The organism is Streptomyces sp. NPDC051243, assembly GCF_044455405.1.
Taxonomy (GTDB): domain Bacteria; phylum Actinomycetota; class Actinomycetes; order Streptomycetales; family Streptomycetaceae; genus Streptomyces.
On record NZ_JBITES010000011.1, the window covers coordinates 119,666 to 145,418 of the forward strand.

Annotated in this window: 25 protein-coding genes and 1 pseudogene; 18 read left to right on the forward strand and 8 right to left on the reverse strand. The window is 68.1% G+C overall.

Annotation, left to right across the window (positions count from 1 at the left end; all coding sequences use genetic code 11):
• Nucleotides 1-189: 189 nt before the first annotated feature.
• Nucleotides 190-1,200, reverse strand: coding sequence for an SDR family oxidoreductase (locus tag ACIBAG_RS27720; RefSeq protein WP_399108522.1), 1,011 nt, complete (start codon nucleotides 1,198-1,200; stop codon nucleotides 190-192).
• 323 nt (nucleotides 1,201-1,523) lie between these two features.
• Here ACIBAG_RS27720 and ACIBAG_RS27725 point away from each other — a divergent pair, with 323 nt between their 5' ends.
• The 9 genes from ACIBAG_RS27725 (at nucleotide 1,524) to ACIBAG_RS27765 (ending at nucleotide 9,071) form a co-directional block, all read left to right on the forward strand.
• Nucleotides 1,524-2,012: an aspartyl protease family protein gene (locus ACIBAG_RS27725; RefSeq protein WP_399108524.1), complete on the forward strand. Its 489-nt coding sequence runs from the start codon at nucleotides 1,524-1,526 to the stop codon at nucleotides 2,010-2,012.
• Between the two features lie 63 nt (nucleotides 2,013-2,075).
• Nucleotides 2,076-3,113 carry a TerC family protein gene (locus ACIBAG_RS27730; RefSeq protein ID WP_399108526.1) on the forward strand — a complete coding sequence of 346 codons (1,038 nt, stop codon included), beginning with the start codon at nucleotides 2,076-2,078 and terminating at the stop codon, nucleotides 3,111-3,113.
• Nucleotides 3,114-3,404: 291 nt separating this feature from the next.
• Nucleotides 3,405-3,803, forward strand: a complete 399-nt coding sequence (locus tag ACIBAG_RS27735; RefSeq protein WP_399108527.1) for a hypothetical protein — start codon at nucleotides 3,405-3,407, stop codon at nucleotides 3,801-3,803.
• Between the two features lie 20 nt (nucleotides 3,804-3,823).
• Nucleotides 3,824-4,711, forward strand: coding sequence for a universal stress protein (locus ACIBAG_RS27740; protein ID WP_399108529.1), 888 nt, complete (start codon nucleotides 3,824-3,826; stop codon nucleotides 4,709-4,711).
• Nucleotides 4,712-5,075: 364 nt separating this feature from the next.
• On the forward strand, nucleotides 5,076-5,549 hold the full coding sequence (locus tag ACIBAG_RS27745; protein WP_399108531.1) for a copper chaperone PCu(A)C: 474 nt from the start codon (nucleotides 5,076-5,078) through the stop codon (nucleotides 5,547-5,549).
• 252 nt (nucleotides 5,550-5,801) lie between these two features.
• Nucleotides 5,802-7,157: an SGNH/GDSL hydrolase family protein gene (locus ACIBAG_RS27750; protein WP_399108533.1), complete on the forward strand. Its 1,356-nt coding sequence runs from the start codon at nucleotides 5,802-5,804 to the stop codon at nucleotides 7,155-7,157.
• Between the two features lie 173 nt (nucleotides 7,158-7,330).
• On the forward strand, nucleotides 7,331-7,744 hold the full coding sequence (locus tag ACIBAG_RS27755; RefSeq protein WP_399108535.1) for a PRC-barrel domain-containing protein: 414 nt from the start codon (nucleotides 7,331-7,333) through the stop codon (nucleotides 7,742-7,744).
• A gap of 314 nt (nucleotides 7,745-8,058) precedes the next feature.
• Complete coding sequence (locus ACIBAG_RS27760; protein WP_399108537.1) at nucleotides 8,059-8,631, forward strand: PRC-barrel domain-containing protein; 573 nt, start codon at nucleotides 8,059-8,061, stop codon at nucleotides 8,629-8,631.
• Nucleotides 8,631-9,071, forward strand: coding sequence for a PRC-barrel domain-containing protein (locus ACIBAG_RS27765; protein ID WP_399108538.1), 441 nt, complete (start codon nucleotides 8,631-8,633; stop codon nucleotides 9,069-9,071). The genes ACIBAG_RS27760 and ACIBAG_RS27765 overlap by 1 nt, the downstream gene beginning before the upstream one ends.
• A gap of 48 nt (nucleotides 9,072-9,119) precedes the next feature.
• Here ACIBAG_RS27765 and ACIBAG_RS27770 read toward each other — a convergent pair whose 3' ends face one another.
• Nucleotides 9,120-10,265 carry a site-2 protease family protein gene (locus ACIBAG_RS27770; RefSeq protein WP_399108540.1) on the reverse strand — a complete coding sequence of 382 codons (1,146 nt, stop codon included), beginning with the start codon at nucleotides 10,263-10,265 and terminating at the stop codon, nucleotides 9,120-9,122.
• 352 nt (nucleotides 10,266-10,617) lie between these two features.
• On the opposite strand from ACIBAG_RS27770, the gene ctaD reads away from it, so the two are divergent.
• Together ctaD and ACIBAG_RS27780 are read left to right on the forward strand one after the other, a co-directional pair.
• Nucleotides 10,618-12,273: a cytochrome c oxidase subunit I gene (gene ctaD / locus ACIBAG_RS27775; protein ID WP_399108936.1), complete on the forward strand. Its 1,656-nt coding sequence runs from the start codon at nucleotides 10,618-10,620 to the stop codon at nucleotides 12,271-12,273.
• Nucleotides 12,270-12,689: a cytochrome c oxidase subunit 4 gene (locus ACIBAG_RS27780; RefSeq protein WP_399108542.1), complete on the forward strand. Its 420-nt coding sequence runs from the start codon at nucleotides 12,270-12,272 to the stop codon at nucleotides 12,687-12,689. Before ctaD ends, ACIBAG_RS27780 begins: the two co-directional genes overlap by 4 nt.
• Here ACIBAG_RS27780 and ACIBAG_RS27785 read toward each other — a convergent pair.
• On the reverse strand, nucleotides 12,650-14,269 hold the full coding sequence (locus ACIBAG_RS27785; protein WP_399108939.1) for a cytochrome bc complex cytochrome b subunit: 1,620 nt from the start codon (nucleotides 14,267-14,269) through the stop codon (nucleotides 12,650-12,652). The genes ACIBAG_RS27780 and ACIBAG_RS27785 overlap by 40 nt on opposite strands.
• A 761-nt stretch (nucleotides 14,270-15,030) precedes the next feature.
• Between ACIBAG_RS27785 and ACIBAG_RS27790 the strand changes: the two genes are divergently transcribed.
• Nucleotides 15,031-16,134: an amidinotransferase gene (locus tag ACIBAG_RS27790; protein ID WP_399108544.1), complete on the forward strand. Its 1,104-nt coding sequence runs from the start codon at nucleotides 15,031-15,033 to the stop codon at nucleotides 16,132-16,134.
• A 213-nt stretch (nucleotides 16,135-16,347) separates the two neighbouring features.
• Nucleotides 16,348-18,167, forward strand: a pseudogene (locus ACIBAG_RS27795) (glycoside hydrolase family 15 protein).
• Here the strand turns inward: ACIBAG_RS27795 and ACIBAG_RS27800 are convergent.
• From ACIBAG_RS27800 to ACIBAG_RS27815, 4 genes are all read right to left on the reverse strand, one after another.
• A complete protein-coding gene (locus ACIBAG_RS27800; protein ID WP_399108546.1) occupies nucleotides 18,161-18,493 on the reverse strand; it encodes a hypothetical protein in 333 nt (110 codons plus the stop codon). The pseudogene ACIBAG_RS27795 and the gene ACIBAG_RS27800 sit on opposite strands and share 7 nt — an antisense overlap.
• 12 nt (nucleotides 18,494-18,505) lie before the next feature.
• Nucleotides 18,506-19,300 (reverse strand): slipin family protein, encoded by a 795-nt coding sequence (locus ACIBAG_RS27805; RefSeq protein WP_399108547.1) that lies wholly within the window; start codon nucleotides 19,298-19,300, stop codon nucleotides 18,506-18,508.
• On the reverse strand, nucleotides 19,297-20,592 hold the full coding sequence (locus tag ACIBAG_RS27810; RefSeq protein ID WP_399108549.1) for a nodulation protein NfeD: 1,296 nt from the start codon (nucleotides 20,590-20,592) through the stop codon (nucleotides 19,297-19,299). The genes ACIBAG_RS27805 and ACIBAG_RS27810 overlap by 4 nt, the downstream gene beginning before the upstream one ends.
• 491 nt (nucleotides 20,593-21,083) lie before the next feature.
• The gene (locus ACIBAG_RS27815) at nucleotides 21,084-22,553 is read right to left on the reverse strand and encodes a phosphatase PAP2 family protein (RefSeq protein ID WP_399108551.1); all 1,470 of its coding nucleotides are present in this window, start codon (nucleotides 22,551-22,553) and stop codon (nucleotides 21,084-21,086) included.
• Between the two features lie 187 nt (nucleotides 22,554-22,740).
• Here ACIBAG_RS27815 and ACIBAG_RS27820 point away from each other — a divergent pair, with 187 nt between their 5' ends.
• The 4 genes from ACIBAG_RS27820 (at nucleotide 22,741) to ACIBAG_RS27835 (ending at nucleotide 25,022) form a co-directional block, all read left to right on the forward strand.
• Nucleotides 22,741-23,328 (forward strand): hypothetical protein, encoded by a 588-nt coding sequence (locus ACIBAG_RS27820; RefSeq protein WP_399108553.1) that lies wholly within the window; start codon nucleotides 22,741-22,743, stop codon nucleotides 23,326-23,328.
• Nucleotides 23,329-23,452: 124 nt separating this feature from the next.
• Complete coding sequence (locus ACIBAG_RS27825; protein WP_399108555.1) at nucleotides 23,453-23,881, forward strand: PRC-barrel domain-containing protein; 429 nt, start codon at nucleotides 23,453-23,455, stop codon at nucleotides 23,879-23,881.
• Nucleotides 23,882-23,973: 92 nt separating this feature from the next.
• The gene (locus ACIBAG_RS27830) at nucleotides 23,974-24,531 is read left to right on the forward strand and encodes a DUF4232 domain-containing protein (RefSeq protein ID WP_399108557.1); all 558 of its coding nucleotides are present in this window, start codon (nucleotides 23,974-23,976) and stop codon (nucleotides 24,529-24,531) included.
• Between the two features lie 170 nt (nucleotides 24,532-24,701).
• A complete protein-coding gene (locus tag ACIBAG_RS27835; RefSeq protein ID WP_399108558.1) occupies nucleotides 24,702-25,022 on the forward strand; it encodes an alcohol dehydrogenase catalytic domain-containing protein in 321 nt (106 codons plus the stop codon).
• A 79-nt stretch (nucleotides 25,023-25,101) separates the two neighbouring features.
• Here ACIBAG_RS27835 and ACIBAG_RS27840 read toward each other — a convergent pair whose 3' ends face one another.
• Complete coding sequence (locus tag ACIBAG_RS27840; RefSeq protein WP_399108560.1) at nucleotides 25,102-25,245, reverse strand: hypothetical protein; 144 nt, start codon at nucleotides 25,243-25,245, stop codon at nucleotides 25,102-25,104.
• A 285-nt stretch (nucleotides 25,246-25,530) separates the two neighbouring features.
• On the opposite strand from ACIBAG_RS27840, the gene ACIBAG_RS27845 reads away from it, so the two are divergent.
• Nucleotides 25,531-25,737 carry a DUF2180 family protein gene (locus ACIBAG_RS27845; protein WP_399108562.1) on the forward strand — a complete coding sequence of 69 codons (207 nt, stop codon included), beginning with the start codon at nucleotides 25,531-25,533 and terminating at the stop codon, nucleotides 25,735-25,737.
• Nucleotides 25,738-25,753 lie beyond the last annotated feature (16 nt).

Here is a 25,753-nt window from a genome sequence, read left to right on the forward strand (position 1 = left end):
CCCTGGGCATCGCCTGACGTCAGCGCCTCGCGGCCGGCTCCGCAACGACGGCACGGCCATCCAATGGAGGCTCTTTCCTCCGCAATGCCATGAATTTCCTGTTCGTGTATCCCTGGCCGTACGGCAACAAACCGGAGATCCACGCATTCGGCCGTAACCACAACGGTCTCGGCTGGCACCGCATCACAGTCAGGACTTGAGGTAACGCGTGAGGGCGTAGCCCGCCCCCGCGGCACCGGCGACGGCGACGGCTCGCCCGATGTGATGACGGCTCGCCCATTGCTGCGGGCTGGCAGCGTGCGCCTGATCGTTGAACATGCCGTGGGTGCCGTAGTCCGCGTTGTCGTCCGCCGGCTCCCAGAGGTTGCCACGCCCCTTGGGCAGCGGGAAGGAATCTGTCTGCTGCGAGCCGAATCCGGTGCGCGCGAGATAGCGGTCCAGTAACCCCGGTACGACCGCGTTCGCCAGGAGCGTCGCCACCGTGGAGGCTCCGACCCAGTACTCGCGCCGCTCCGGGTGGTCGGCGGCGCGCAGCACGGCCAGGGCGGCCACCTCCGGTTGGTAGATCGGGGGCACCGGCTGGGCGTGCCGGGGCATGTGCGTGCGCAGCCACGTGAACTGCGGGGTGTTCACGGCGGGCAGCTGGACCATCGTCACCCGTACCCCGGACTTGTCGTGCAGCAGCTCGCAGCGCAGCGACTCCGTGAAGCCCTGGATCGCGTGCTTGGCACCGCAGTAGGCGCTCTGCAGCGGAACACCACGGTAGGCGAGTGCGGATCCGACCTGGACGATGGTTCCGCGGTTCCGCGGCAGCATGCGGGTCAGGGCGGCGCGAGTGCCGTGCACATAGCCCAGGTACGTCACCCTCGTCGCCTGGAGGAACTCGTCCGGCGACAGGTCGGTGAACCTGCCGAAGACGGCCGTGAAGGCGTTGTTCACCCAGACATCGATCGGGCCGAGTTCCTCCTCGACGCGGCTGGCCGCCTCCTCCACCTGGTCTGGTTGCGCCACGTCCGTGACCACGGGCAGGGCCTGCCCGCCCGCCGCCCATACCTCGGCCGCGACACCGTCGAGGCCCGCCCGCCCCCGGGCGAGAAGCGCCACCCGGGCCCCGCGGGCAGCGAACATTCCGGCCGTCGCCCGTCCGACTCCGGCACTCGCCCCAGTCACCACAACCGTCTGCTGTGTCGTCCGGCCCATCCATCCTCCTGACTCGGCGTCTGTTCGTTACAGGTATCGCGTTCGCCGCGCCGGAAAACGAACCCCGGACGCGAGGGTGAGCAGACCGGCGCCGATGGAGAAAGGCCACACAACCGCAGCCCGGCCCAGATCCACGCGAGGCGGGCGGCAAGCAACGCGATGGCGCTGCGCGGCGAGGAGAAGACCAGGCGTCCGACGGATCCCCTTCCAGTCGGCGTTCACCGGCGTTTGCGGGGTGGCTGGGCGGGCACCCCGGCCGCATGAGCATGCGGGACGACACACCGCCCGCCACGAGGCACCGACCTTCGAGCCGGCGGGTGTCCGTGCCTCTGGCCGCGCTGCTGCTCGCGGGGTGCGTCGGGTACGAGGACCGCGGCGACCCGGACGCCGCGCAGACCTCTCCTGAAGCGGTGCGCGAAGTACGACTCAGGGTCGTGGAGCAAGGCGACCAGACGCTGGCGTTCGTCCCGGTGAGCATCGAAGGCGAGGGCCCGTTCATGTTCGCTCTGGACACCGGTGCCTCATCCAGCGTCGTCGATGACGACGTCGCCGACCGGGCAGGTCTGGAACTCACCGGCGAGCGCCGTTCGGTGAGCGGGATCCTGGGTACCGGACAGGTTCCCGTCGCCGAGGTGGACGAGTGGAGGGTCGGTGACGTACCCATCGAGCCGGGTGAGGTCACGGTCGTCGACCTCGGACCTCCCAGAGGAGGGAGCGGCATTCAGGGGCTGCTGGGTTCGGACGTGCTCAGCGACTATGGCTCGATCACCGTCGACTACGACGACGAGGTCCTCAGAATCCCAGCCCCATGACGACTGGCGCCTGCCCATGTGGAGAAGGGTCCGCCGACCGATCCTGACAGAGAGGTTGCGCTCGTGCACGACGTACCGCTGTGGCTGTGGATCGTCTTCGCGGTCACCGTTGTGACGGCCCTGGCCGTCGACCTTCTGGCGAACCGGCGGGCACACGTCATCGGTATGCGGGAGGCCGCCGCCTGGAGTGGGGTCTGGGTGGGCCTGGCCGTCGTCTTCGGTGCTCTCGTCTTCCTCGTGGTGGGCACCACCGCCGGCGTGGAGTACACCACGGCGTGGCTGCTGGAGAAGAGCCTCTCGGCGGACAACCTCTTCGTCTTCGCGCTGATCTTCGGCTACTTCAAGGTGCCTCGCGAGTACCAGCACCGCGTGCTGTTCCTCGGTGTACTCGGTGCCCTCGTCTTCCGCGGCCTCTTCCTCGCCGCCGGCGTGGCGGTGGTCAGCCGCTTCACCGCCGTCCTCTTCGTCTTCGGCGCCTTCCTCTTCTACAGCGCGTACAAGATCCTCACCAAGGAAGAGGACAGTGTGGATCCCGGCAAGAGCCTCGCCGTACGCCTCCTTCGCAAGGTCATCCCCGTTCGCGACGACTACGCGGACGCCCGTTTCTTCGTCCGCGAGGGCGGCAAGCTCGTCGCCACCCCGCTGCTCGCCGTCGTCGCCGCGGTGGAAGGCGCCGACCTGGTGTTCGCCGTTGACAGCGTGCCCGCCGTCCTGGGCGTCAGCAGTGACGCCTTCATCGTCTATACCAGCAACGCCTTCGCGATCCTTGGCCTCCGCGCCCTGTACTTCCTGCTCGCCGGTCTGATGGACCGCTTCCACTACCTCAGCAAGGGCCTGGCGCTGATTCTTGGCTTCATCGGAGTCAAACTGGTCATGCAGGCGTCCCACGAAGTCATCAGCACCGCGATTCCCGAGATTCACTCGCTCCTCAGTCTCGCGGTCATCGTGATTGTCCTGGGTGTCTCCGTGGTGCTCAGCGTGCTGCGTCCCGCCCCGTCCGGCGGCTCCGACGAGCGGCCGGGAGCGGATACGAGTGAGGCCACTTCGGGACCGCCGAGCGATTCCCGCAACGCCACCGGGAGGGGCCGTGGCAGCAGCTGACCCAACCCGTGCAGGTGGCGGCGGCAGCAGCGACAAGGAGTGCGAGGCAGCCCGGCGCCACTCAACCCGCCTTCACCGTGACCGGAAAGAGGCCCGTCCGGGGCTGGCTGACGTATCCCAACCTCCCGGCGCGCTTCGTGCGCCTGGTCGGGGGTACCCGGCCGTGGCTGGCGTGAAGGCGGGTGTCGACGGGCTGTCGCGCCCGCCCAGCACTGACAGACGAGCACGTCGCGGTTGCCTGTCACGCCCGTCGGGCGGGTCCGGCAGTCACTCGACACCGAGGTGACCGACATGAGTTCACCGAAGGACGATGAGCGCGCGTTCGCTCGCATCGAGCAACGTCTGGCCGATGAGGACCCGGCGCTGGCCCGCCGCATAGATGCCCTCAACACGCGGTTCACCGAGTCGGGGCGGGACGACCGATCCACCGACCGCCGGGACCTGGGCCCGGTCACCGGGCACGCCGACGAGGAGGACGTCACCGGTCAGGTCCTCGAAGGCGGTGAAGGGCGCTCATGGACAGTCAAGGTCACTGTTGCGCTGGCCGTACTGGCCGCGGTCGGGCTGATACTCACGGCGATCCTCTCGGCGCCCGGCGGCGGTGAGCGCCAGTCGCCCCAGCCATACGGGCTGGCTCCGCCCGCGGCATCGCACGCCCTCGACGGCCGACTCGGGTCAGCTGTGCCCTAAGAGATCTACTGGGAGGCGAGATGGTGGACGCGAGGCCCGTCATCGTCGGTGTCGACGACGCCGACGATCAGGACGCCCTCGTCCGGTACGCGGCCCACCAGGCTGCTCTGCGCAATGTGCCTCTGAACATCGCCCATGCCGTCCTACTGCCCGCACCTTTCGGGAAGGCGGCTGAGAAGGACGCCGAGGCGAGGGCTGCTGTGCAGCGGGGTGGGGTGGTGGTGGACCGGTTCGAGGCAGTCGCCCGATCGGCGTTCCCCAGCCTGACCGTGGCGGGCGAGCTGCCTTTCGGCGATCCCGCCGGGACGCTGGTTGAGCGATCGACGGAGGCGTCCCTCGTGGTGCTGGGTCATCGCGGGGCCGGCGGCTTCTCACGCCTGCCTCTCGGCTCGGTGAGCCTTCAGGTGGCCACCCACGCCCACTGCCCGGTCCTCGTGATGCGACCTGGCAGACCGGTAGATGCCCAGGGCCGGCCCATCGTCGTCGGTGTCGACCTCGTGCATTACTCACCGGAGGCCACGGAGTTCGCTTTCGCGGAGGCCGACCGGCGGTCGGCCCACCTCCAGGTCGTGCATGCTCTGCACCGGCCCGCGCTGCTGCCGCTCCCACGCACCGGCACCGCACTGGAACCCCATGTGCGCGAGACCGAGGGCAGTGCCCGGCACATCATCCAGGAACGGATCGCCGAACTCAGCGAACGGTACCCAGGCGTACCGGTCGCGCTGCGTCTGGAGTGGACGCATCCGGCGACGTACCTGACGGAGATGTCCGAGCAGGCCGACTTGCTGGTCGTCGGCTCACGCGGCCGCGCGGGCCTGCGCAGGCTACTCCTCGGCTCGGTCAGCAGCGAGGTCCTGCACACAGCGAGCTGCCCCGTCGCCGTCGTTCCGGCAGCGGCGGACGGATGAGAGCACTGGTATGGGATGCCCGGCCTGAAGGGAGGCAGGTCCCCCTGCTGGACCGCCGATTCTTCGCCAGGCGATCGGAAGACACCCCCGCCCGCGCCAGCCAGCCAGCCAGCCAGCCAGGGCAGATTGCGAGTGGTCGGCTTCACCGCTCCATACGCGTACAACCCGCGTGCCCGTGTCGGTCCCTCGTCTGGCCCAAGCACTGACGCCCGCAGCACCAGGCGGGGCATGCGTAACAGGGGTGGCCAATGTGCTGCCCGAACTCCGGGAGCGAGGTGGCGTGGGCGTGTGGGCAAGGACATCAGGGCCGTGCCGGAGGGCATTCGTCTTTCTCGTGGTGGGCTGTGTCGCGGCGGTGTGGGGTGTGACCGGATGCGGAAGTTCCGAGGACGGATACAACCCGCCGGGCGCCAACGCCCGTGTCGGACCGGTCCTGATCCGTTACGCGCACATCGCCGAACCCCCCGACGGCCCGTGGAAGCCCGGCGACGACGCCCCCTTCTATCTCTGGCTGTTCAACCAGGGCCAGCGTGAGGACAAGCTGCTCGGTGCGGAGACGACCGTCGCACGGTCCGTGGACATCGTGAACGCGAACGGCACTGTACGAGGCCCGGTCGAACTGCCCACCGGGAATCTCGTCGAACTGGAGAAGGGGCGCGCCCACCTGCTGCTCAGGGACCTGCGACAGCAGATCCGCGGCGGGGACTTCGTGTGGATCACCCTGCGCTTCGAACGAGCGGGCGAGATCGCACTGCAGGTGCACTCCCAGATCCCCACCTACGTCGACGAGGACGCCACCGACGCGCCAGGACTGACTTCCCCGTCGCCGGACGAGTGAGGCCAGCAAGGCAGCGGCCGCCGACCATGAGCAATCTCGGAAAGCTGCGCACGGCGGAGTCGTTCTCGTGACCTCCCGTCTCGTCAGCCCGGGCGGACGGCGGAGGCACACACCGTCCGCGTTGCCTCCTTCACCACGTTCGCGACCCGTGGCAGCCGTCGTTGGCGCCGCTCCAGGCCGACGGAAGTGGGAGCCGTGAGGTTCAGGAGCCAACGGCCCGCATCACGGAAACCCAGCGGGTTACGGCGTCGGGTGGCAGTCGCCGCCTCATACGTTCTGGGGCTCTCGGTTCTGGCGTTGGCCGCGGTGTGGCTGGCGGTACGCATCACGCCGCTTCAGACGGTGTCGGCGGCCGGTCAGACGGTGCGGGTGGGCGCGACGCCGCTGGAATGGAGTTGGTCCGGTCCAGGGCAGCTCGATCTGTTCGGTCAGAGCATTCCCACGCAGCCGCGTTTCGACGGGCCGATCCGGCCCCGGCTGGAGCTGACCCAGATCGACGAGGACGCCGAGGTGGCCCGGCTCCTGCGCTCCGGCGACCATGACCGGCTCACCCTGGAGGTGGGCCGCAAGCTGGCATCGGGCTGGGTCCGCTACGGAGCATGGGAAACAGCGGTGGCTGCCGGGCTGGTTCTGCTTCCCCTAGCCGCGTGGACGGGCCTGCGCCGCATGTCGCGCCGGCGGACCGTCTTCCTGCTGGTCGGCGGCATCGCCCTGGTGACCGCCGTCAACGCCGTCGGCTTCTATCTGCTGGCCTCGGACACGCCTCACGAACTGCGCAACGTACGGTCGCTGCAGGACCTGGTCGGCGACAGCCCCCTTTCCCCGGTGCCCAGGGCGGAGGGGCCGCCGCTGACTGATGTGCGGGCGGTGGCCCTGGGCGACTCCACGGCCGCAGGCACCGGCAACCGCCCCCTGCCCGACCCCAGTCCTCTGGACAGAGCCTGCCGGCGCAGCGCCGACTCCTACCCGCGGCTGCTGGCTCGGGCCAACGACTGGCGAGCTCTCAACCTCGCCTGCTCCGGGGCCACGGTCCGCGACGGCATCCTCGGCGTGCAGATCGTCGGCAGCCAGGTGGCCCCTCCTCAGCTTGCCCAGGCGCAGCTCGCCACCCAGGCATCCGTCGTCCTCGTCAGTGTCGGGGCCAACGATGTGCGATGGTCGGACCTGGTCAAGCTCTGCGCGGCCTCCCCATCCTGTGACGACCGGGCCTCCACCGCGTTCTTCCAGAACCGCCTCGCCCGGTTCGCCCTCGACTACCGAAGGCTTCTGCGCCACCTGGCCGACCTCCCGCAGCACCCCGCGGTCCTGATCAACGAGTACTACGACCCCTTCGGCCCCAACGTCGACTGCCTGCGCGACGAAGGTCTCACCCGGCAAAAGGTGCAGGTGCTGCGCTCACGACTGACCGCGCTCAACGCCGTTCTGCGGCAAGGAGCCGAGACGTCCGGCTTCACCCCGGTGAAGCCGGACTTCGGTGGACACGCCCTGTGCAGCGACCAGCCGTACGTACAGGGGCCGGCGGACCGCGCTCCACTGCACCCCACGGCCGCCGGCGCGCTGGCCATCGCCCTCGCCGATCAGCGGGCCATCCCCTCAGGGGCCCGCTGACCGCACACGACGGGTACGTCCAGATCCGCTGCCGTGAGCCAATGACCGCATGTCATCCACGCCTCCCGCACAGGCATGCCTCTGAGGGAGACGGGAACCCCGGGAAGGGAACGGACGGCCGGGCACACGCGTCCGGCCGCAGTGACCGAATCGTGGCACTTCAGGGAGGTCACATGCAGTCCGGCGACATCCCCGTCCTGACCAGGCTCTCCGACTCGCCTCATGCGATCCCCTCCGCCGACGAGGACATCCGGGGCCGAAAGGTGACCGACCGCTCCGGGAACGAACTGGGCAAGGTGGCTGACCTCATCATCGATGAGGAAGAACGCAAAGTCCGCTTCCTGCTCCTGGAACACGGCGGTTTTCTCGGCATCGGCGAGAAGAAGAGCTACATCCCGGTCGACGCCGTGGCAGGCGTGGCGGAGGACGAGATCCGCATCGACCGTACCCGGGACCAAGTGGCAGACGCTCCCGAGTACGACCCGGAGCTCGTGGATCAGAGCGAGTACTACGACCGCCTTTACACCCACTACGGGTACGTCCCGTTCTGGGGGCCCGGCTACATGTACCCCCGCTTCGGCCCCTGAGCGCCGTATCCGCCTCGCCCGCCGATGCGCCTTCCCGTCGAACGCTCCGGCCACATGCCTGGCACCGTCCGGCCCGACCGTGAACTCTTCAGGTCGACACCGGAGCACTGGTGGGCCGACCCTGAAGAGAGGACATACGAGCGATAGCTCGTCGAGCAAAGGGGCACGCCGATGGAATGGTGGACCTGGCTCATCATCGCTCTCGCGATCCTCCTGGCTGCCGCCGCTTCACTCGTGTCACTGCAGGCACGGCGCCGCTCGGGCGGTGTCATAGCCCAGGGCCGTCGTCCCCGGCGGGAAGGAGGGCGGAAGCCGTGACCGCCTACATGCGAGCCAGCGCGATCACGAAGAAACCAGTGGTCACCTTGGCCGGGGAAGACCTCGGGCAGGTCAAGGACCTCGTCTTCGACCCCTCGACGGGCAGCATCCGATGCTTCACCCTCGCGGGCCGCGGGCTGCTGGCGGGACCGCTCCATCGTGCACTACTGTGGGAGAAGGTCCATGCGCTGGGGGCGCACGCGGTCATGGTGCGCGACGAGAGCACGCTGGAGGAGGACGACACGGCCGCCCGATCGGCCGCGAAGGAACCGGGCGGCGGAAACGTGCTGGGGGTGGCCGTGATGACCCGCGGCGGCGCACGGCTGGGTACCGTCACCGACGCCATCGTCGAGATGGGCAGGACTCCGGTGGTTGCGGGCTACGAGATCGAAAACGCAGAGCACCGCCGCGTCCTTGTGCCGGTGACCGGCCCTGTCACCGTCTCCGGTGAAAGGGTGCTCGTTCCGGACGCCACAGCCCAGTACAGCGCGGGTGATCTGGGAGGCTTCGGTGCCGCCGCGGAGAGCCTGCGCAACCGTCTCCAGCACGACCCGCAGGAGGGCGACTGATGCTGTTCACTCAGGCCCAGGGCAGGGCCGTCATGGACCTCGCGACAGCCGAGACGGTCGGGACGGTTTCCGCGTGCACTGTCGCACCATCACCGGCACGTATCGCCGGGCTGCGCCTGAGCACCCGAGGCCGCGGACACCACACCCTGGACTGGAACAACGTCCAGTCGTTCGGCCCGGACGCTGTCGCCGTCGAAGAGGCCGGCCGTATCCGCAACGAGAAGAGCATCGACCCCAGCGACCACGCCCACGCGGCACACGACCCCATCGGAAAAGCCGTACTGACCGAAACGGGCCTCAACAAGGGGACCGTGCTCGACGTCGAATTCGACGAGCGGTCAGGACGCGTCGGCCACCTGCTGACCGACGAAGAGCAGATCCCCGGCGACCAACTCATCGGGGTGGGCAGCTACGCGGTTGTCGTCACGGCACCGCAATAGGCTCCGCAGTCCTCGTGCTGCTGGCACCGCGGCCTGGACCTGTTCCGCTCACAAGGCCCGGCCCCGCCAGGCGGACGAGGAACTCAGCCAGGAAGTGACCCGGCTGATGTCCGAGGAGGTGACGATGCCGACCAGGCGGCTTCCATCCAGGACGAGGGCGCGGTGGGCGGCGCTGACCTGCAACTCGGGCACGAGCCTGGCCAGCGGGTCGTCGGGGTGAGGGGTCGGCAGATCGTCGACCGGCACCATTACGCGGGACACGGCGGTGGACGCGCGCTCCGCCTCCGGGACCGAGTCGGCGCTCTTGACAGTGACCAGGCCGATCGCGCGGTCCCCGTCGTCGACGACGGGGAAGGCCGAGTGGCGGAAGCGGAAAGTCGGGTCTGCGAGGAACTCACTGACTGTGGTGGTGGCCCGGACGCTTACCGGATCGGGCGTCATCGCGTCGCTCACCGGGATGCCGCCCAGCAGTTCACGCAATCGTGCCTGGCCGCCTTCCATCGTGGCCATCGCAAGCACGAACCATCCGATGACCACCAGCCATATGCCACTGAAGGCGGCCCCGACGAGGACGAGGTACAAACCGAGGCCGACCAGCACCCAGCCCAGCAGCCGTCCCGCGCCTGTGGCCACGGCGGTGGCGCGCAGCGGGCTGCCCGTCTTCCACCACACGATCGCGCGCAGCAGCCGACCGCCGTCCAGCGGCGCGGCGGGCAAGGCGTTGAACACAGCCAGCAGGATGTTGATGCCCGCCAGCCAGGCAAGCGCCTCCACGGCAAGCCCGGCATCGGACACCGCGTCCAGCAGCCCGGCCGCCAGAGCGAACACGCCTCCGAGCAGCAGGCTGACCAACGGCCCCACGCCGGCTATACGCAGTTCTGCCCCTGGGGTGGCCGCCTCGCCCTTGAGGCGGGCGACCCCGCCGAGGAGCCACAGGGTGATGTCGTCGACAGGCACACCGTTGCGACGGGCCACCAATGCGTGGCTGATCTCATGAGCCAGCAGCGACAGCAGGAAGACCGCCGCGGTCACCGATGAGGCGAACCAGTACTGCCATGCCGCGCTCTCGGGATGATCTTCCGGGAAGCGGCCCCCTGCCAGCCCCAAAAGGATCACGACGAAAATGACAAGGACACTCCAGTGCACGCCTACCCGAACACCGGCCAGGCGGCCCAGCGAGAACGTAGCCCGCACAGCAGCCACCTCACTCGTCCAGCCCCTGTGAGGTCTGCGTGCCGGGTGATCCTCCCTCCAGTGACGAAACCTGAACGAACGGGGGGAACGTCCCCTGCAACACTCGCCAGGCTCGCGGCTCGCAACCGAACATCACAGGCTCGAATCCCGGCAGGTCGTGCTGTCAGCGCTGCACCCCAGCCGTCATGCTCCGCCCGGGCGGGCATCCCAGCCAAGGGCACAGAACTATGACATTCTGACCCATCCACTCACACCTCCCGCAGGGGGTCGGTGGCACAGCGGCGAGAAGGCGGAGAGACGCGAGGGAGCACCCGGTGAGCCCAGGTGAAAACCGGACGAAGCCGTGACCGAAGTGACTGAAGACTCCGCACAGGTTCACCGGCCGCAGGCGCCGCCGCTCGGGCGGGTGCTCGTGCGCTGGACGCGGACTACTGATCACAAAGTCATCGGCAACCTCTACATGGTTACCGCGTTCGGCTTCTTCCTATTGGGCGGGGTGCTCGCGCTGTTGATGCGGGCTGAACTCGCCCGTCCAGGACTCCAGTTGGCGAACCTCCATCAGTACAACCAGTGGTTCACCGTTCACGGAACCATCATGATGCTGCTGTTCGCGACACCGATGTTCGCCGGTTTCGCTAACGCCGTGATGCCGTTGCAGATCGGCGCGCCGGATGTGGCCTTCCCCCGTCTGAACGCTCTGTCGTACTGGATGTTCCTCTTCGGCGGCCTGATGGTGGTCAGCGGCTTTCTGGTGCCGGGCGGGGCCGCGGCTTTCGGCTGGTTCGCCTACGCGCCGCTGAACAGTGCGGTGTTCAGCCCCGGGGTGGGTGGCGACCTGTGGACGATGGGTCTGGTGGTGACCGGCGTCAGCACCACCTTGGGAGCGGTCAACTTCATCACCACCATCACGTGTCTGCGTGCGCCGGGAATGACGATGTTCCGGATGCCGATCTTCACGTGGAATATCTTGTTCACCTCCATCCTCGTTCTCCCTTCGTTCCCCGTGCTGACGGCAGCGCTGCTCGCCCTGGAATCGGACCGGAAGTTCGGTTCGCACATCTACGACGCGGCGAACGGTGGAGCGATCCTGTGGCAACACCTGTTCTGGTTCTTCGGGCACCCCGAGGTCTACATCGTCGCACTGCCATTCTTCGGCATCATCACAGAGGTTCTGCCCGTATTCTCCCGGAAGCCCGTGTTCGGTTATCTCGGCCTGGTCGGCGCCACGATCGCCATCACCATGCTGTCGGCCGTCGTGTGGGCGCATCACATGTTCGCCACGGGCGCGGTGCTGTTGCCGTTCTTCGCCGCGGCATCATTCCTGATCGCCGTGCCGACAGGGGTGAAGTTCTTCAACTGGATCGGCATTATGCGCAACGGTTCCCTGTCCTTCGAGACACCGATACTTTTCGCGGTCGGATTTCTGGTCTCCTTCCTGCTCGGGGGCCTGAGCGGGGTGATCATCGCGTCACCACCGCTGGACTTTCATCTCACCGACAGCTATTTCATTGTCGCTCACCTGCATTACGTTCTCTTCGGCACCGTCGTCTTCGCGATGTTCGCCGGGTTCTACTTCTGGTGGCCGAAGTTCACCGGGAAAATGCTCGATGAGCGACTCGGGAAGATTCAATTCTGGACTCTTTTCGCGGGTTTCCATACGACGTTCCTGGTGCATCACTGGCTCGGGGAAACGGGAATGCCCCGGCGCTACGCGGACTATCTGGCGGCCGACGGGTTCACTGTGCTCAACACCGTTTCGTCCATTGGTTCATTCGTGCTCGGCCTTTCGACGCTGCCATTTCTCTACAACGTCTGGAAAACTGCACGGTACGGGAAGAACATCGAGTCGGATGACCCCTGGGGATACGGGCGTTCACTGGAGTGGGCGACCTCCTGCCCGCCCCCGCGCCACAACTTCGTCGCGCTGCCACGCATCCGCTCCGAGTCGCCGGCCTTCGACCTGCATCGCCCCGACATCAAGGAGGAAGAGAAGAGGCGCCACGGATGAAAACGGAAGCCGTACTCTTCGCCGGCGTGGCGGCGTTCTTCGCGGCTACGGCCGGAATCTATGGATGGTTCTCAGCCGAACCTGCCGGAACCGCCGTCTTGATCGTGGCCTGTGTCATGGCGTCACTGGTGTCCTTCTTCCTCGCCGTCCAGTACCGGCGGCGTGGACGCCGACCTCAGGACCGCAAGGATGCCGAAGTGGCTCCGAGTGTCGGCCCGGTGGAGTTCCTTCCGCCTGACAGCCCTTGGCCGATCATCGTCGCGACCGGCTTCGTCATCGCGGCGCTGGGTGTGGTCTTCGGGCTGTGGCTGCTGCTGATCGGCCTTGGAATGCTGGCGCTGGGTGTCCTCGGCATGGTCCTCGAGCACGTGGGCCGTCAGGACTCCCGCGAATCGTCCGCCGACCGGCCGCTCTGAACGGACCGCTGGGCGGCCGACTCGACTGGGGCCTCCTCTTCGGCGTCCCCCGGCAGCCGTTGGGGGTGCGAGGAGGCCGTGTACCACTTGTGGAGCACCGACCGAAGCCTCGTGCGCTTGTCCGCGGAAGCGCCAGGTTCGCGGGGCGGTGCCACCGGCAGACTCCCCCGCTCCAGGACGTGGCGTTGCTCAGCCTCGACCGGCCGGTGGCTCTCTGTGTAGCCGCCCTCGATCGTCTGCCGTACGTCGCCGGTCTCCATGCCCTCGGTGAGCCGTTCGTGTTCTGCGTCCCGCAACGCCACACAGACCCGCTTGGTTACCAGGAAGGCGAGCACGGGCAGGACGATCACGGCCACGCGCAGCACCCAGGTCAGCGCGTTCAGGGAGACGCGGAAGGTAAGTGCCACGATGTCGTTGCCGCCGGCCAGGAGCAGCACCCCGTAGAAGACGATCCCGGCGACACCGAAACCGGTACGTACGGGCCGGTCCCGTGGCCGGTCGCACAGATGGTGCTCACGCCGGTCGCCGGTCGCCCACGCCTCGATGAAGGGATACGCGTACAGGACCGCGAAGAGCGCGGCGGGTAGCACTACGGCCGGCAGGAGGACGTTCCACATCAGGGTCTGCCCGGCGATCGCGGTTTCCCATGGCGGGATGAGCCGCAGCGCGCCTTCCAGGAAGCCGACGTACCAGTCGGGCTGCGAGCCGGTCGACACAAGGTCGGGACGGTAAGGCCCGTACAGCCACACAGGATTGATCTGAGCGATCCCGCCGAGCACCGCCAGCACACCGAACACCATGAAGAAGAGCCCGCTGGAGGACGTGGCGAACTGAGGGAGCATCGGCTTGCCCACGACGTTGCGATTGGTCTTGCCGAGGCCCGCCCACTGAGTGTGTTTCAGGTAGAACACCAGGATCAGATGAATCGTCACCAGGGCAAGGAGCAGACCCGGCAACAACAGAATGTGCAGCCCGAACAGTCGGCCGATGATCTCTTCGCCGGGGAACTCACCGCCGAAGGCGAACATCGCGACATAGGTCCCGACGATCGGGATCGACAGCATGATGCCCTGCGCGATCCGCAGGCCGGTTCCGGAGAGCAGGTCATCGGGCAGCGAGTAGCCGGCGAAACCCTCTGCGATGGCGAGCACGAACAGCGTGACACCGATCACCCAGTTTCCCTCGCGGGGTTTGCGGAAGGCTCCGGTGAAGAAGATCCGCAGCATATGCACCCCGATCGCCGCCGCGAACACGAGGGCTGCCCAGTGGTGCATCTGGCGCATCAGCAGCCCACCGCGTACGTCGAAGCTGATGTCCAGGGTGGAGGCGAACGCCTCCGACATCCGCATTCCGTCCAGTGGCGCATAAGAACCGTTGTAGACGACCTCCGTCATGGACGGCTTGAAGAACAGCGTCAGGTAAATACCTGTCAGAATGAGGACGACGAAGCTGTAGAGGGCCAGTTCCCCCAGATAAAAGGACCAGTGACCGGGGAAAGCCTTGCGCAGCAGCCCACCGGTCTCACCGACCGGCGACCGCTCGTCCAGGGCCCACGTGGTCCGCTCCGCCGCCCTCCTCATCCTCAGTTTCACCGTGCGCGCCTTCAGACGAGTCCGCCGGAAGAAGATCACAGGCTGCTCCCGCTGTCCGCCCTCTTGCGATCAACCTTAGGGAAATACCTTGGAACAGCGTCGACCCGCGCCGGACCACCCTCCGAAGGGACGTACATCCTGCGGGTCGGGAAGCGATCGGCACGCAGGGGTTCGACCTGGGACAGGGCGCGCCAATGGGGGTTGGGTACTGCCAGGACCGATACTGAGCGTCGGGTCTCTGTTGGGGAATCGATGAGTGCGTGGGCAGAGTTCGGGTGGGGGCTGGTCTTCGCTGCCGCCATGTTGGTAGTGGCGTTCAACTATCGCGATGCCGCGTGGCGGATCCACGACTTCATGTCGAACAGGGTCGGGGTCAATCGGGTGCTGACGCCGACGACCGTGAGGGTCGTCTGCGGTGTTCTGGCCACCGCTTCTCCGGTGAGTATCGCGTTTGGTCTGGCCCGGTCTCAGTGACTGGCGGGGTATCTGTGTCGATGGCCACCAGTCCGCCGGCCACTGGTCACGGGTCACTTACTCAGCTGCCCCCCGGTTGAGGTCTGCTGCCGTCGCTGCGGGCTTTAGGTCAGCGGGAGCTGGTCCTGCTCCTTGACGTGCACAAGCCCGAGGCGCTCACGTCACGTAATGTGGCAATCGCCGCATGTAGGAACTAATGTGAGCGAAAGCGGATGAGGATGACAGCCGTACAGAGGAACGACGTCTCGACGACAGCTGCACGAAGCGATGTTCCAATGGCCGCCGGTGCTGCGGAACCTCTCGCTTCGCCGGTCAACTCGCACAATGAGTGGGATCCCCTGGAGGAGATCATCGTCGGGCGCCTCGACGGCGCGACGATCCCCTCCCGCCATCCGGCCGTGGCGAGCAACGTCCCGCCATGGACAGGGCGGCTGCTGAGGCTTGCCGGCGGCCTCAAATATCCGTGGATGCTCATCGAGCAGGCGCAGCGGGAACTCGATCAGTTCATCTCACTGCTGCGGTCCCTCGGCATCACGGTCAGGCGCCCAGACGCAGTCGACCACAGGCAGCGGTTCGGCACTCCCGAGTGGTCGTCGCGCGGCTTCTGCAACACCTGTCCGCGCGACAGCCTGCTCGTTATCGGCGACGAGATCATCGAGACACCGATGGCATGGCCGTGCCGGTACTTCGAGACGCACTCCTACCGCACGCTCCTCAAGGACTACTTCCGGCGCGGCGCCCGATGGACGGCGGCGCCGAAGCCGCAGCTCACCGATGCGTTGTTCGAGCCGGGTTTCCGTGCGCCTGAGCCCGGTGAGCCGCTGCGTCACATCCTCACCGAGTTCGAGCCGGTCTTCGATGCCGCAGACTTCGTGCGCGCGGGCCGGGATCTGTTCGTCACACGAAGCAATGTGACGAATCAGATGGGCATCGAGTGGCTGCGTCGTCATCTCGGCCCCGCGTATCGCATCCACGAGATCGATAGCCGCTGTCGCACACCCATGCACATCGACACGACATTTCTTCCGCTCGCGCCCGGCAAGGTCCTGGTCAATCCCGAATACGTCGACGTCGACCACCTGCCCGACGTCCTGAACTCGTGGGACGTCCTGGTCGCCCCCGAGCCCGACCCGATCGACAATCGCATGCTGAGGATCACCTCGATGTGCGGCAAGTGGCTCAGCATGAACGTGCTCATGGTCGACGAGAAGCGCGTGATCGCTGAGCGCCACCACACCGGTATGCTGCGCGCACTCGAGCGGTGGGGCTTCGAGCCGATCCCCTGCGACTTGCTGCACTACGCGCCCTTCGGCGGCTCGTTCCATTGCGCGACGCTGGACATCCGGCGCCGCGGCACGCTCGAGTCGTACTTCGACTGACGAGCCCATCGAGCAGGAGCAGGGAGCATTCGGCACCCCATGCTCGTCGTCCCTCGTCAACCACCCCTCGTTCAGGCACGCCGCCCGCGCCGATCCCTGCCGTGTGCAGGACGCTCTACAGGGAACTCGGCTCAATCAGCCGTTCCGATCGCGCACACGCAGAGCCGCGCCCCGCCGGTACCACGGAAGTACCCGACCTCACCGGGAGTGCCTATGGCCGCAGCCATCGAGGACTACGCCCTGCTGGGTGATCTGCACACCGCCGCGCTGGTCGGCCGCGACGGCTCCATTGACTGGCTCTGCCTGCCCCGCTTCGACTCCCCCGCCTGCTTCGCGGCCTTACTGGACGACGAGGAGGCCGGACGATGGCTGCTGGCGCCGGCGTCCGGCGGTCCGGCCGCCCGCCGCCGATACCGCGACGACACCCTGATCCTGGAGAGCGAATGGCGCACCGCCGAGGGTGACGTACGAGTGGTGGACTGCATGCCGTTGCGCGGCCCGGCGGCGGATGTCGTGCGTGTGGTCGAGGGCCTGTCCGGGCGCGTGACCATGCGCATGGAGCTGCGGCTGCGGCTGGACTACGGCTACCTGGTGCCCTGGGTGCGGCGCAGCGGGCCGGACCTGGCCGCGATCGCCGGGCCCGACGCCTTCTGGTTGCACACCCCCGTGGAACTGCGCGGCGAGGACCTGACCACAATCGCCGAGCTCACGGTGAGCGCCGGACAACGCGTGCCTTTCGTGCTGACGCACTCTCCCTCCCACCAGCCCCGTCCGGAGCCCGTGGTGACGGACAAGGCCCCTGCGGACACTGAGGCGTTCTGGACCTCGTGGCTGTCCCGGTGCCGCTACGAGGGCCGGTGGCCGCAGGAGGTGTGCGGCGCTCGCTGCTCCTCCTCAAGGCCCTCACCTACGCGCCCACGGGCGGGGTTCTCGCCGCGGCCACCACTTCTTTGCCCGAGCGGATCGGCGGCGTGCGCAACTGGGACTACCGCTACTGCTGGCTCCAGGACGCCGCCTTCACCCTGCAGGCCCTTCTGGGCACGGGCTACGTCGTCGACGAAGCAGCGGCCTGGCGGGAGTGGCTCCTGCGCGCGGGCGCCGGAGATCCGGCGAAACTCCAGATCATGTACGCGGTCGACGGCGCCCGTCGGCTCCCGGAACACACTCTGGACTGGCTGTCCAGCTACGAGGGCTCCTCCCCTGTACGCATCGGCAACGCCGCCGCCGACCAGCTCCAGCTGGACGTCTGGGGCGAGGTCCTCGACACCCTGCACATGGCCCGCGACGCCGGCCTCGCCCCGCACGACGCCGCGGGGGACTTGCAGCGCGCTCTGCTGGACCACCTGGAAGGCCGCTGGGCGGAGCCGGAGAACGGGTTGTGGGAGGTCCGCGGTCCACGGCGGCACTTCGTGCACTCCAAGGTCATGGCCTGGGCCGCTGCCGACCGGTCCGTCGACACCGTCCTGCGCCACGGCCTGCCGGGTCCGGTCGACCGCTGACGCGCCCTGCGCGACACCATCCACGCCGAGGTATGCGCACACGGGTACGACGCCGAGCGCGCCACGTTCACCCAGTTCTACGGCTCCCGCGGCCTGGACGCCGCGCTGTTGCTCCTGCCGAGGGTCGGCTTCCTGCCCTGGCGGGATCCGCGTATGGGCACGGTCGAGGCCGTACAGCATGAGCTGTGCGAAGACGGCCTGCTGCGGCGCTACCGTCCCGAGGCCGACGGCGGAGTCGACGCGCTGCCCGGGGACGAAGGCACTTTCCTGGCCGGTACGTTCTGGCTCGCCGACGCCCTGCACGGAATCGGGCGAAGCGACGAGGCCCGCATGCTCTTCGCACGTCTGTTGTCCCTGCGTAACGACGTGGACCTGCTCAGCGAGGGGTACGACCCCCTCGCCTGGCGCCAACTGGGGAACACTCCACAGGCATTCAGCCTCGTCGGCCTGGTCAACACCGCGCGATTCCTGAGCGGCGTACCGACCAGGAGCACGCACGCCTCGCCGCCTACCGGGGCATCGCCGGATCACTGACCCGGGCGCACCGGGGAGACCGAGGAGACTTCCGGAGCGCGGCCGTTCGGCGAGGCCGGATCGTCTTCGGCCGACGGCGAGCCACTGAAAATGAGCGTGAGGATCAGACCCACTACCAGCACGACGACAAAGGCCACAGTTGCCTTCCAGCGCCAGTCGTGCCCTCCGCCGCCGCCGTCGTTCCGACTGTCGGTGTCCTGGTTGTCCGGGAACTGCCGGTTGAGGGTGTCGATCAGCGTGACCAGGTCGGGGTCGTCGCGGGAGAGGCATCGCTCCATGTCCGCGAGGACGCGTCGGTCGTCCATGGAAGAGCCCATGCTGATCACCTCTCTTTACGGTCAGGCAGTGCGCGCACTGCCGCCCTGTGCGGCGTCCGAGGGCTGCCGGAGCATGTCGACGAGGCGGAGCACCTCCATCGGGAGGGGGAAGATGAGGGTGGAGTTCCGCTCGCTGGAGATCTCGGCCATGGTCGAGAGGATGCGCAGGTGCATGGCCGCGGGGTGGCCCTCGATGCGTTCCGCGGCGTCCGCCAGGGTCTGGGCGGCCTCGTACTCGCCCTTGGCGTGGATGACCTTGGCGCGGCGGTCGCGCTCGGCCTCGGCCTGGCGAGCCATGGCGCGGCGCATGGCCTCGGGGAGTTCGACGTCCTTGACCTCGACGAGGGTGACTTTGACGCCCCAGGGGTTGGTGACGTCGTCGATGATCTGCTGGAGGCGTTGGTTGATCTCGTCCCGGTTGATCAGCAGCTCGTCGAGGTCGACCTGTCCGAGGATGCTGCGCAGTGTGGTCTGGGCGATCTGCGAGGTGCCTTTGATGTGGTCCTCGATGGCGACGACGGAGCGGTTGGGGTCGACGACGTTGAAGTAGGTGACGGCGTTGACCCGTACGGTGACGTTGTCCTTGGTGATGATGTCCTGCGGTGGGATGTCCATCGTGACGGTGCGCAGGGAGACACGGACCATCCGGTCAACGACCGGAATGATGAAGAACAGCCCCGGTCCCTTGGCTCCGATGATCCGGCCCAGACGGAAGATCACGCCGCGCTCGTACTCCGGCACGATCTTCACCGACGCCATCAGCAGCAGGAGCAGAACGACTGCGCCGGCGATGATGCCGACGAGGCTCGCGCTCATGGTCCGTCCTCCTCTTCGGTGCCGTGCCCAGGCTCGGGCTCGGCGGATTCGACGATCAGTTCCAGTCCGTCGTGGTCCACGACACGGACGTGTCGCCCCTCGGCGACCACGGCGTCGTCACGACCGCGCACTGTCCACCAGGCGCCTTCGAGCCATACCTGACCGGTACCGCCCGCAGCGCTCCGAACGACCGCCTCGCGGCCGAGCAGCGCCTCGTGCCCGGTCGTGGTCGGTGCCTTCCTGGCTCGCCAGGCCAGTCGGCCGGCCAGCACCGAGCCGGCTCCCACCACCAGGGCTGTCGGCCACAGCACGGCGGGATCCACGCCGAGTTCGCCGCGGAAGAGCAAGACGCCCGCGAACAGCAGGGCCACTGTTCCTCCGGCGGCGAAGATTCCGATCCCCGGGGTGAACACCTCTGCCACGAACAGGGCGGCAGCAAGGGCCAGGAGCAGCAACCCGCCGACGTCGAACGGCAGGACGCTGAGTGCGACGAACCCGAGGACGAGGAGGACGACCCCGATGACACCGGCGAAGCCCATGCCGGGGCTGGCCAGTTCGTAGATCACCGCCAGCGTGCCGATGGAAAGGAAGAGGTACGCCAGTTCCGGGCTCGCAAGCCACTGCCGCAGCTCGCCGAAGAAGCCGAGTTCGTGCTCGACGATCCGCGCTTGTGCGGTGTTCAGTACCACCTCATGCTCCGCACCGTCCGAGCCGACTACGACCCTGCGGCCGTCCAGCTCGATCAGCAGCTGGTCCCGGGACGGGGCCACGAGATCGACGGCATCGAGGCGCAGTGCCTCCTGGTCGGCAACCGACTTGCCCTCGAGGACCATGTCCCGGGCGAACTCGGTGCTGCGCCCCCGCTGTTCGGCGATCGAGACCGCGAAGGCGACCGCGTCGTTGACGACCTTGTCGCTCGCCTTCTCGCCCTGCCCGGTCACCGGCGTGCCCGCCCCTATGTGCGTCCCCGGCGCCATGGCGGCGACATGGGCGGACAGCGCTATGTATGCGCCTGCCGATGCCGCACGAGCCCCGGAAGGGGTGACGTACACGACGACCGGAACGTCGGAGGCCAGGACGTCCTGCACGATCTCCCTGGTGGACTGGAGCAGTCCACCAGGAGTGTCCATCTCCACCAGCAGTGCCTCGTACCCGTTCTGCTCGGCGCCGCGCAGCCCGTCCTCCAGGTGGTCGGCGATGACCGGTGTGATGGTGTCGTCGATCTGCGTCACGAGCACACTCGGCGTCTGCGCCCCGCTTGTGCCGGGAGCGAGGAGCACGCAGGCCAGCATTGCCAGGAGGATCCATGGGGTCCTCCTGGCCAACGAGAAGCCGCTTCGGGGCACGGCGCAGTACCCCCTATTCGCATGGTTCTCGATCCGGCGATGTGGTGACGGAGTACCCCTGCAGTTCGGCCGGACGACAGCTCAGCGTGCTCGGCCACTGCCGTCTCACCCCCTCGCACTTTGCCGCCCTCCGGCAAAATAGGATCTACGCCGAGGGACGGACCCCGCACAACCAGGCTGAACCCGCCGATCGCTCCAGACAGCCGGGTCCGAGTGCGACTCCATGGGCTCGCTGCCCTGCGGCTCGTCAGGCAAGCGGAAACGATCAGGGCCGGCGAGTACCCGATGGGGCATCGGTCAGGCGGACGGCCATGAGCATGGCCGTGCGGTCAGATGCATCCCCGGGAGGCGACGCTCGGGGTGCAGTTGCGCCGACCGCGGGTCGTGCGGCTCCGCGCCGGCAACAGCGCGATATGCGGCTCCTCCGCTCCGACCAGCTATCCGGCCACTCGGAGGACCGACCGTTCCGCCGCCTCGGCCGCCGGGGACGGCCGGGTGACCCACCAGCAGGCCGCGGTCCAGGGTCCGGCCAGCAGCACGGCGGCAGCGACGTCGCTCGGATGGTGGGCACCCGCGTACACCCGCTCGAAGGCGACCGTGGTCGTGACGAGCACGGCCAAGATCACGGCTCCCGACCGCAGCCAGAGGCGTCCGGTGGCGCGGAAGACGATGATCGCCGTGCACGCGGTGAGGGCCAGAGTGGCGGTCACATGACCGGAGGGAAAGCTCGCCGTGGGCGGCAACTCGGAGATCAGGTGTGGCACATCGGGCCGAGAGCGCGCCACCAGAGCCGAGGTGACCAGGAAGAGCGTGACCTGACCCACCAGCGCCAGGCCCAGCAGAACCAGCGGCCGCCAGCTGCGCGTGACGGCCACGGCGAGCGGGCCGACCGCTGCGACACCGGCGACGATCCCGGGGGCGCCCCCCAGGGCCCGCAGCCCCACGGCCACCTCGTTCATCCAGGAGGTGCGCAGGTCCACCAGGTCCTCTGTCACCGCGCGGTCCCAGCCGGCCGGTTGAGAGCTCGGGCCCGCCCCGTCGACGAGGGTTCCCAGGCCGTACAGCGCGCCGGCGATCAGAGTCCAGGCGACCAGCAGTTCTGCCACGCCGACCCACGGGTGAGGCAGGGCGCGCTCATGTGGATGCGGCACCGGTCGCAGTTCGGGAACCGACCCGAGGACCGGGAGCGCGGATGGCACGCGGGACTGCTCGATTGCGTCGCCGCCGACGGCGGGCGGCACAGGGCGGCCCAGCAGGCGCCGGGGCCGCCAGTGCCGGAACGCCACGGCTGTGACCGCCAGCCAGACGGCGCCCAGCAGCCAGCCGGCGACGACATCGCTGAGGTAGTGCACTCCCAGCGCGATACGGGTGAAGCCCACCAGGATCACGACCAGCACCGCCGCGCCGAGGAGGAGCCGACGCACGGACCGGCCTGCCGCAGGCCAGAACACGATCAGCAGAACGCCGTACGACACCAGAGTGCTCAGCGCGTGACCGCTCGGGAAGCTCAGCCCCGACTCGGAGACCAGCGGTTCGTCGACGACCGGGCGCAGGCGACCCACCAGCGCCTTGACCACCGATACCAGGATCCAGGCGCCCACCGCGGTGACCGCCGCGTAAAAGGCGGCGCGCATCTGGCGGCGCACCAGCAGCCACACCACGCCCACGGTCATCAGCCACGCCAGCATCGGACTTCCGCCGAGGTGGGTGACCACTCGTAGAGCGCTCACCATCACGTCGTGTCCGGCCACGGCATCGTTCAGCCCGTCGGCCACCGCCTGGTCGCCCTGACGCAGCCGCCCCCAGTTGCCGCGCACGAGGAAGAGCAGCAGCACGAACCCTGTCGTGGCGAGCAGCAGCAACAACGGGATGATCCCGCAGCGCGCGTGGATCCGCTCAACACGCATCCGAGGCCCTCTCTCCTACGGTGCCGGTCGCTGCCGTAGACGTGCCGGGTTCCGCGAATGGCGCGTGACTGCACGTCTCCGGCCGGTGCCGTCTCCCTCGATTCGCCACAGCGTCGGATAAGGGCTTGCTCGCGGCACGCCGCGAGCGGCGCGACTATCCAGTGCTCAAAGGGGCAGTCGGAGGTGTATGCCCGTTGTCCGGGCCAGCGTCGTGCGGCTCATCGCCGATGGTTTTCGCGTCGCGGCGCTGGCCGGCACCATCGCCGTGGCCGTCAGCTCCGGGGAAGGCGCCGTACTTCTGGGGCTGATGTTCCTGGCCCTGCTCGTGCCCCGCGCCACCCGCCTCCCGGCGTTCCTCGATCTTGTCTTCTGCGCCGCGCTCACCTGGGCGACATGGTCGTCCGTGGGCCACTGGTACCGCGCGGCCGACTGGTACGACACTGTCGTACACACCGTCACGCCCGGCGCCACTGCGGCCACGCTGCACCTGCTGCTGTCCCGGTGGCGCCTGCTGCCCACGCCTGGTGACCCGGCCCTGCGCCGCGCCGCTGTCCCGCTGATCACCACCGGCCTGGGCGCCGCGGTCGCGGTCGTGTGGGAGATGTACGAGTGGCTGGCCGTCGATGTGCTCCACAGCGGGATTCCGGTCGGCTATGAGGACACCGTCGCCGACCTCACCGCCGGGCTCGGTGGTTCCCTCACCGCAGGGCTGCTGCTGCTCCGGTGGGCGCTCCGTCACCCTCCGGACACCCTCGCACGCCGTCGAACCCGCTAGAAGAACGCCAGGAATGCCGGGAATGGCATCCACCGAGAGGGGAACCGGAGGTGGAGGAAGCACCGGGCTTCCCGGCTCGGCTGTCGTGTCTGCCTGCCCTGTTGTGCCGTTCAAGGGAGGCCACATGGAATCCGGCGACATCCCTGTCCTGACGAGGATTTCCGACTCCCGCCAGGCGATCACCACCGCCGATGAGGACGGCCGCGGCCGGAAGGTCACCGACCGCTCGGGCAACGAACTCGGCAAGGTCTCCGACCTGCTCGTCGACGAAGAGGAGCACAAAGTCCGCTTCCTCGTCACGGAGCACGGAGGGTTCCTCGGTATCGGTGAGAAGAAGAGTTACATCCCGGTCGACGCCGTCGCCGACGTCACCGAGGACCGGGTGCGCATTGACCGGACCCGGGACCAGGTGGTCGACACGCCCGAGTACGACCCGGAGCTCGTGGACCGGAACGAGTTCTACGACCGCGTCTACCAGCGCTACGGATACGCGCCGTTCTGGGGGACCGGCTACGTGTATCCGCCGTTCCCTCGTCTGCCCAGCCAGCCGTGATGACCAACACGGATCAGTTGGGCGACCGTCGCGCGGTCGACCCGCCTGGCAGGAGGTGCCGCATACGGCACTCTCGTACGAGCATCGTGATCGTGAGTGCCGTCCTGGCGGCCGCGGCATGCGGAGGCGGCGGTGCCGAGCCGTCGACGCCGACCACCTCGGCCTCCTCGCCCACCGAGTCCGCTCCGCATACTCCGAGCGCACCGACGACGGGCCCGAGTGACGAGTCGACCACTCTGCCCTCCCGCTGCACCCGCGACCACCTCGACCTGTCTCTAGGCCGTGTCTCGCCCGGCGCGGGCAACCGCTACGTCCCCTTGGTCTTCACCAACACGAGCGCACAGCCCTGTTCGCTCCACGGCTACCCCGGTGTCACCCTGATCGACTCCGCGGGCAACCGCATCGGCGAGCCCGCCGAGCGCCAGGGCCCGGACGCCCCTGCGGTGACTCTTGGCCCCGGTGGCAGCGCCTACGCGGCCCTGCACACCGTCGTCGAGGGCGTGACGGACAAGCCGTGCTGGCGTCCTGCCGCACAGGTCCAGGCATACCCACCAGGATCGACTTGGGCCTTGCGGACACCGGCGGACGCCTTCCGAGTGTGCGGTGACGTCTTCGAGGTTCATGCGGTCAAGCCGGGCAAGCACCCTTGACCGGAACGTCCTGGAGCGGGCGGCTGACGTGTTCTTCTGAACGCGGGGGGGACTCAGGGCGGTCATGGAGGCATTGACGGTCGCGCCCGGCCAGCGTGATTCGCTGCGCCTGGAAACCCTGCCCGGTCCTGAGCCGGGTCCTGGTGAGCTGTTGGTGAAAGGGTGTCGCGGTGGGCCTGTGCGGCACGGACCGGGAGATCGCCGAGGGGCAGCACGGCAGCGCGCCCCAGGGCCGCGACCGGTTCGTGATCGGCCACGAGTCCCTCGGCCAGGTACTCCGGTCACCGGCGGGCACCACCGGCTTCCACCGAGGCGACCTGGTGGCCGGCGTGGTCCGCCGCCCCGACCCCTGCCGTGCGGCGCGTGCGCCTACGGCCGGTTCGGCATGTGCCGCAACGGCCGCTACACCGAGCGGGGCATCAAGGAACTCGACGGCTTCACCGCCACGCGGTGGACTGCATGTCAAGACGGTTATCGATCTGGAGGCGTAAGGCGGGCCCCGGGCCTACCGTCCCGATAGTCGGGGCTGCCTGCGGACGGTGGGCCACCGTCACTGCGGACCACAGCCCCCTATTCGACGATGCCGAGCGCGACGACGTCGGCGCAGGCACCGATGGCTGTGGTTGTCGCCCAGGTCGGCGCCAATGGCCAGAGCCACCACAGCACGTCCGGCCCGCCCTCGCCGCCCATGGCTTCAACGAAGTCGCTCGCCACGCCCATGTGGCGGCGTAGGCGCTGTCATCGATAAGCCCCGACAGAACGGCGGAGGAGCCCAGGAAGGGTGGGAAGCGCCAGGTAGTTGTCCCCGATGATGTCGGCGCGGACAGGGGGAGATCTCCCCGGTTCACGCCGCCACGCGTGCTTGCTCGACTGCATGTCACAGGGTCCACGAATGGGCTGCGGCAACCACGTTTACGGAGCTGCAACCGGGACACTCCGAGACGCACAGCAAGCGAGTCAGGCCCTCGCTGTCAGCCCCCTCGGCTGAGAGGTCCGCCCATGAACTGCTATGAATGCGCCCAGTCGGGGCGCGCCTCCGCAGCAGTAGCCATCTGCCGGCTGTGTGGCGCCGCTGTCTGCACAGAACACGTGCACTCGGAACCAATGCAAGTGCGCGAGCCCGCCCAGCCCGGCAAGGTGATACATGACCAGTCGGCGCGGCGGCTGACCTGTCCGCTATGCCGTGCGGCGGAAGAGTCAGTCTGACTCGTCCTGACTCCTC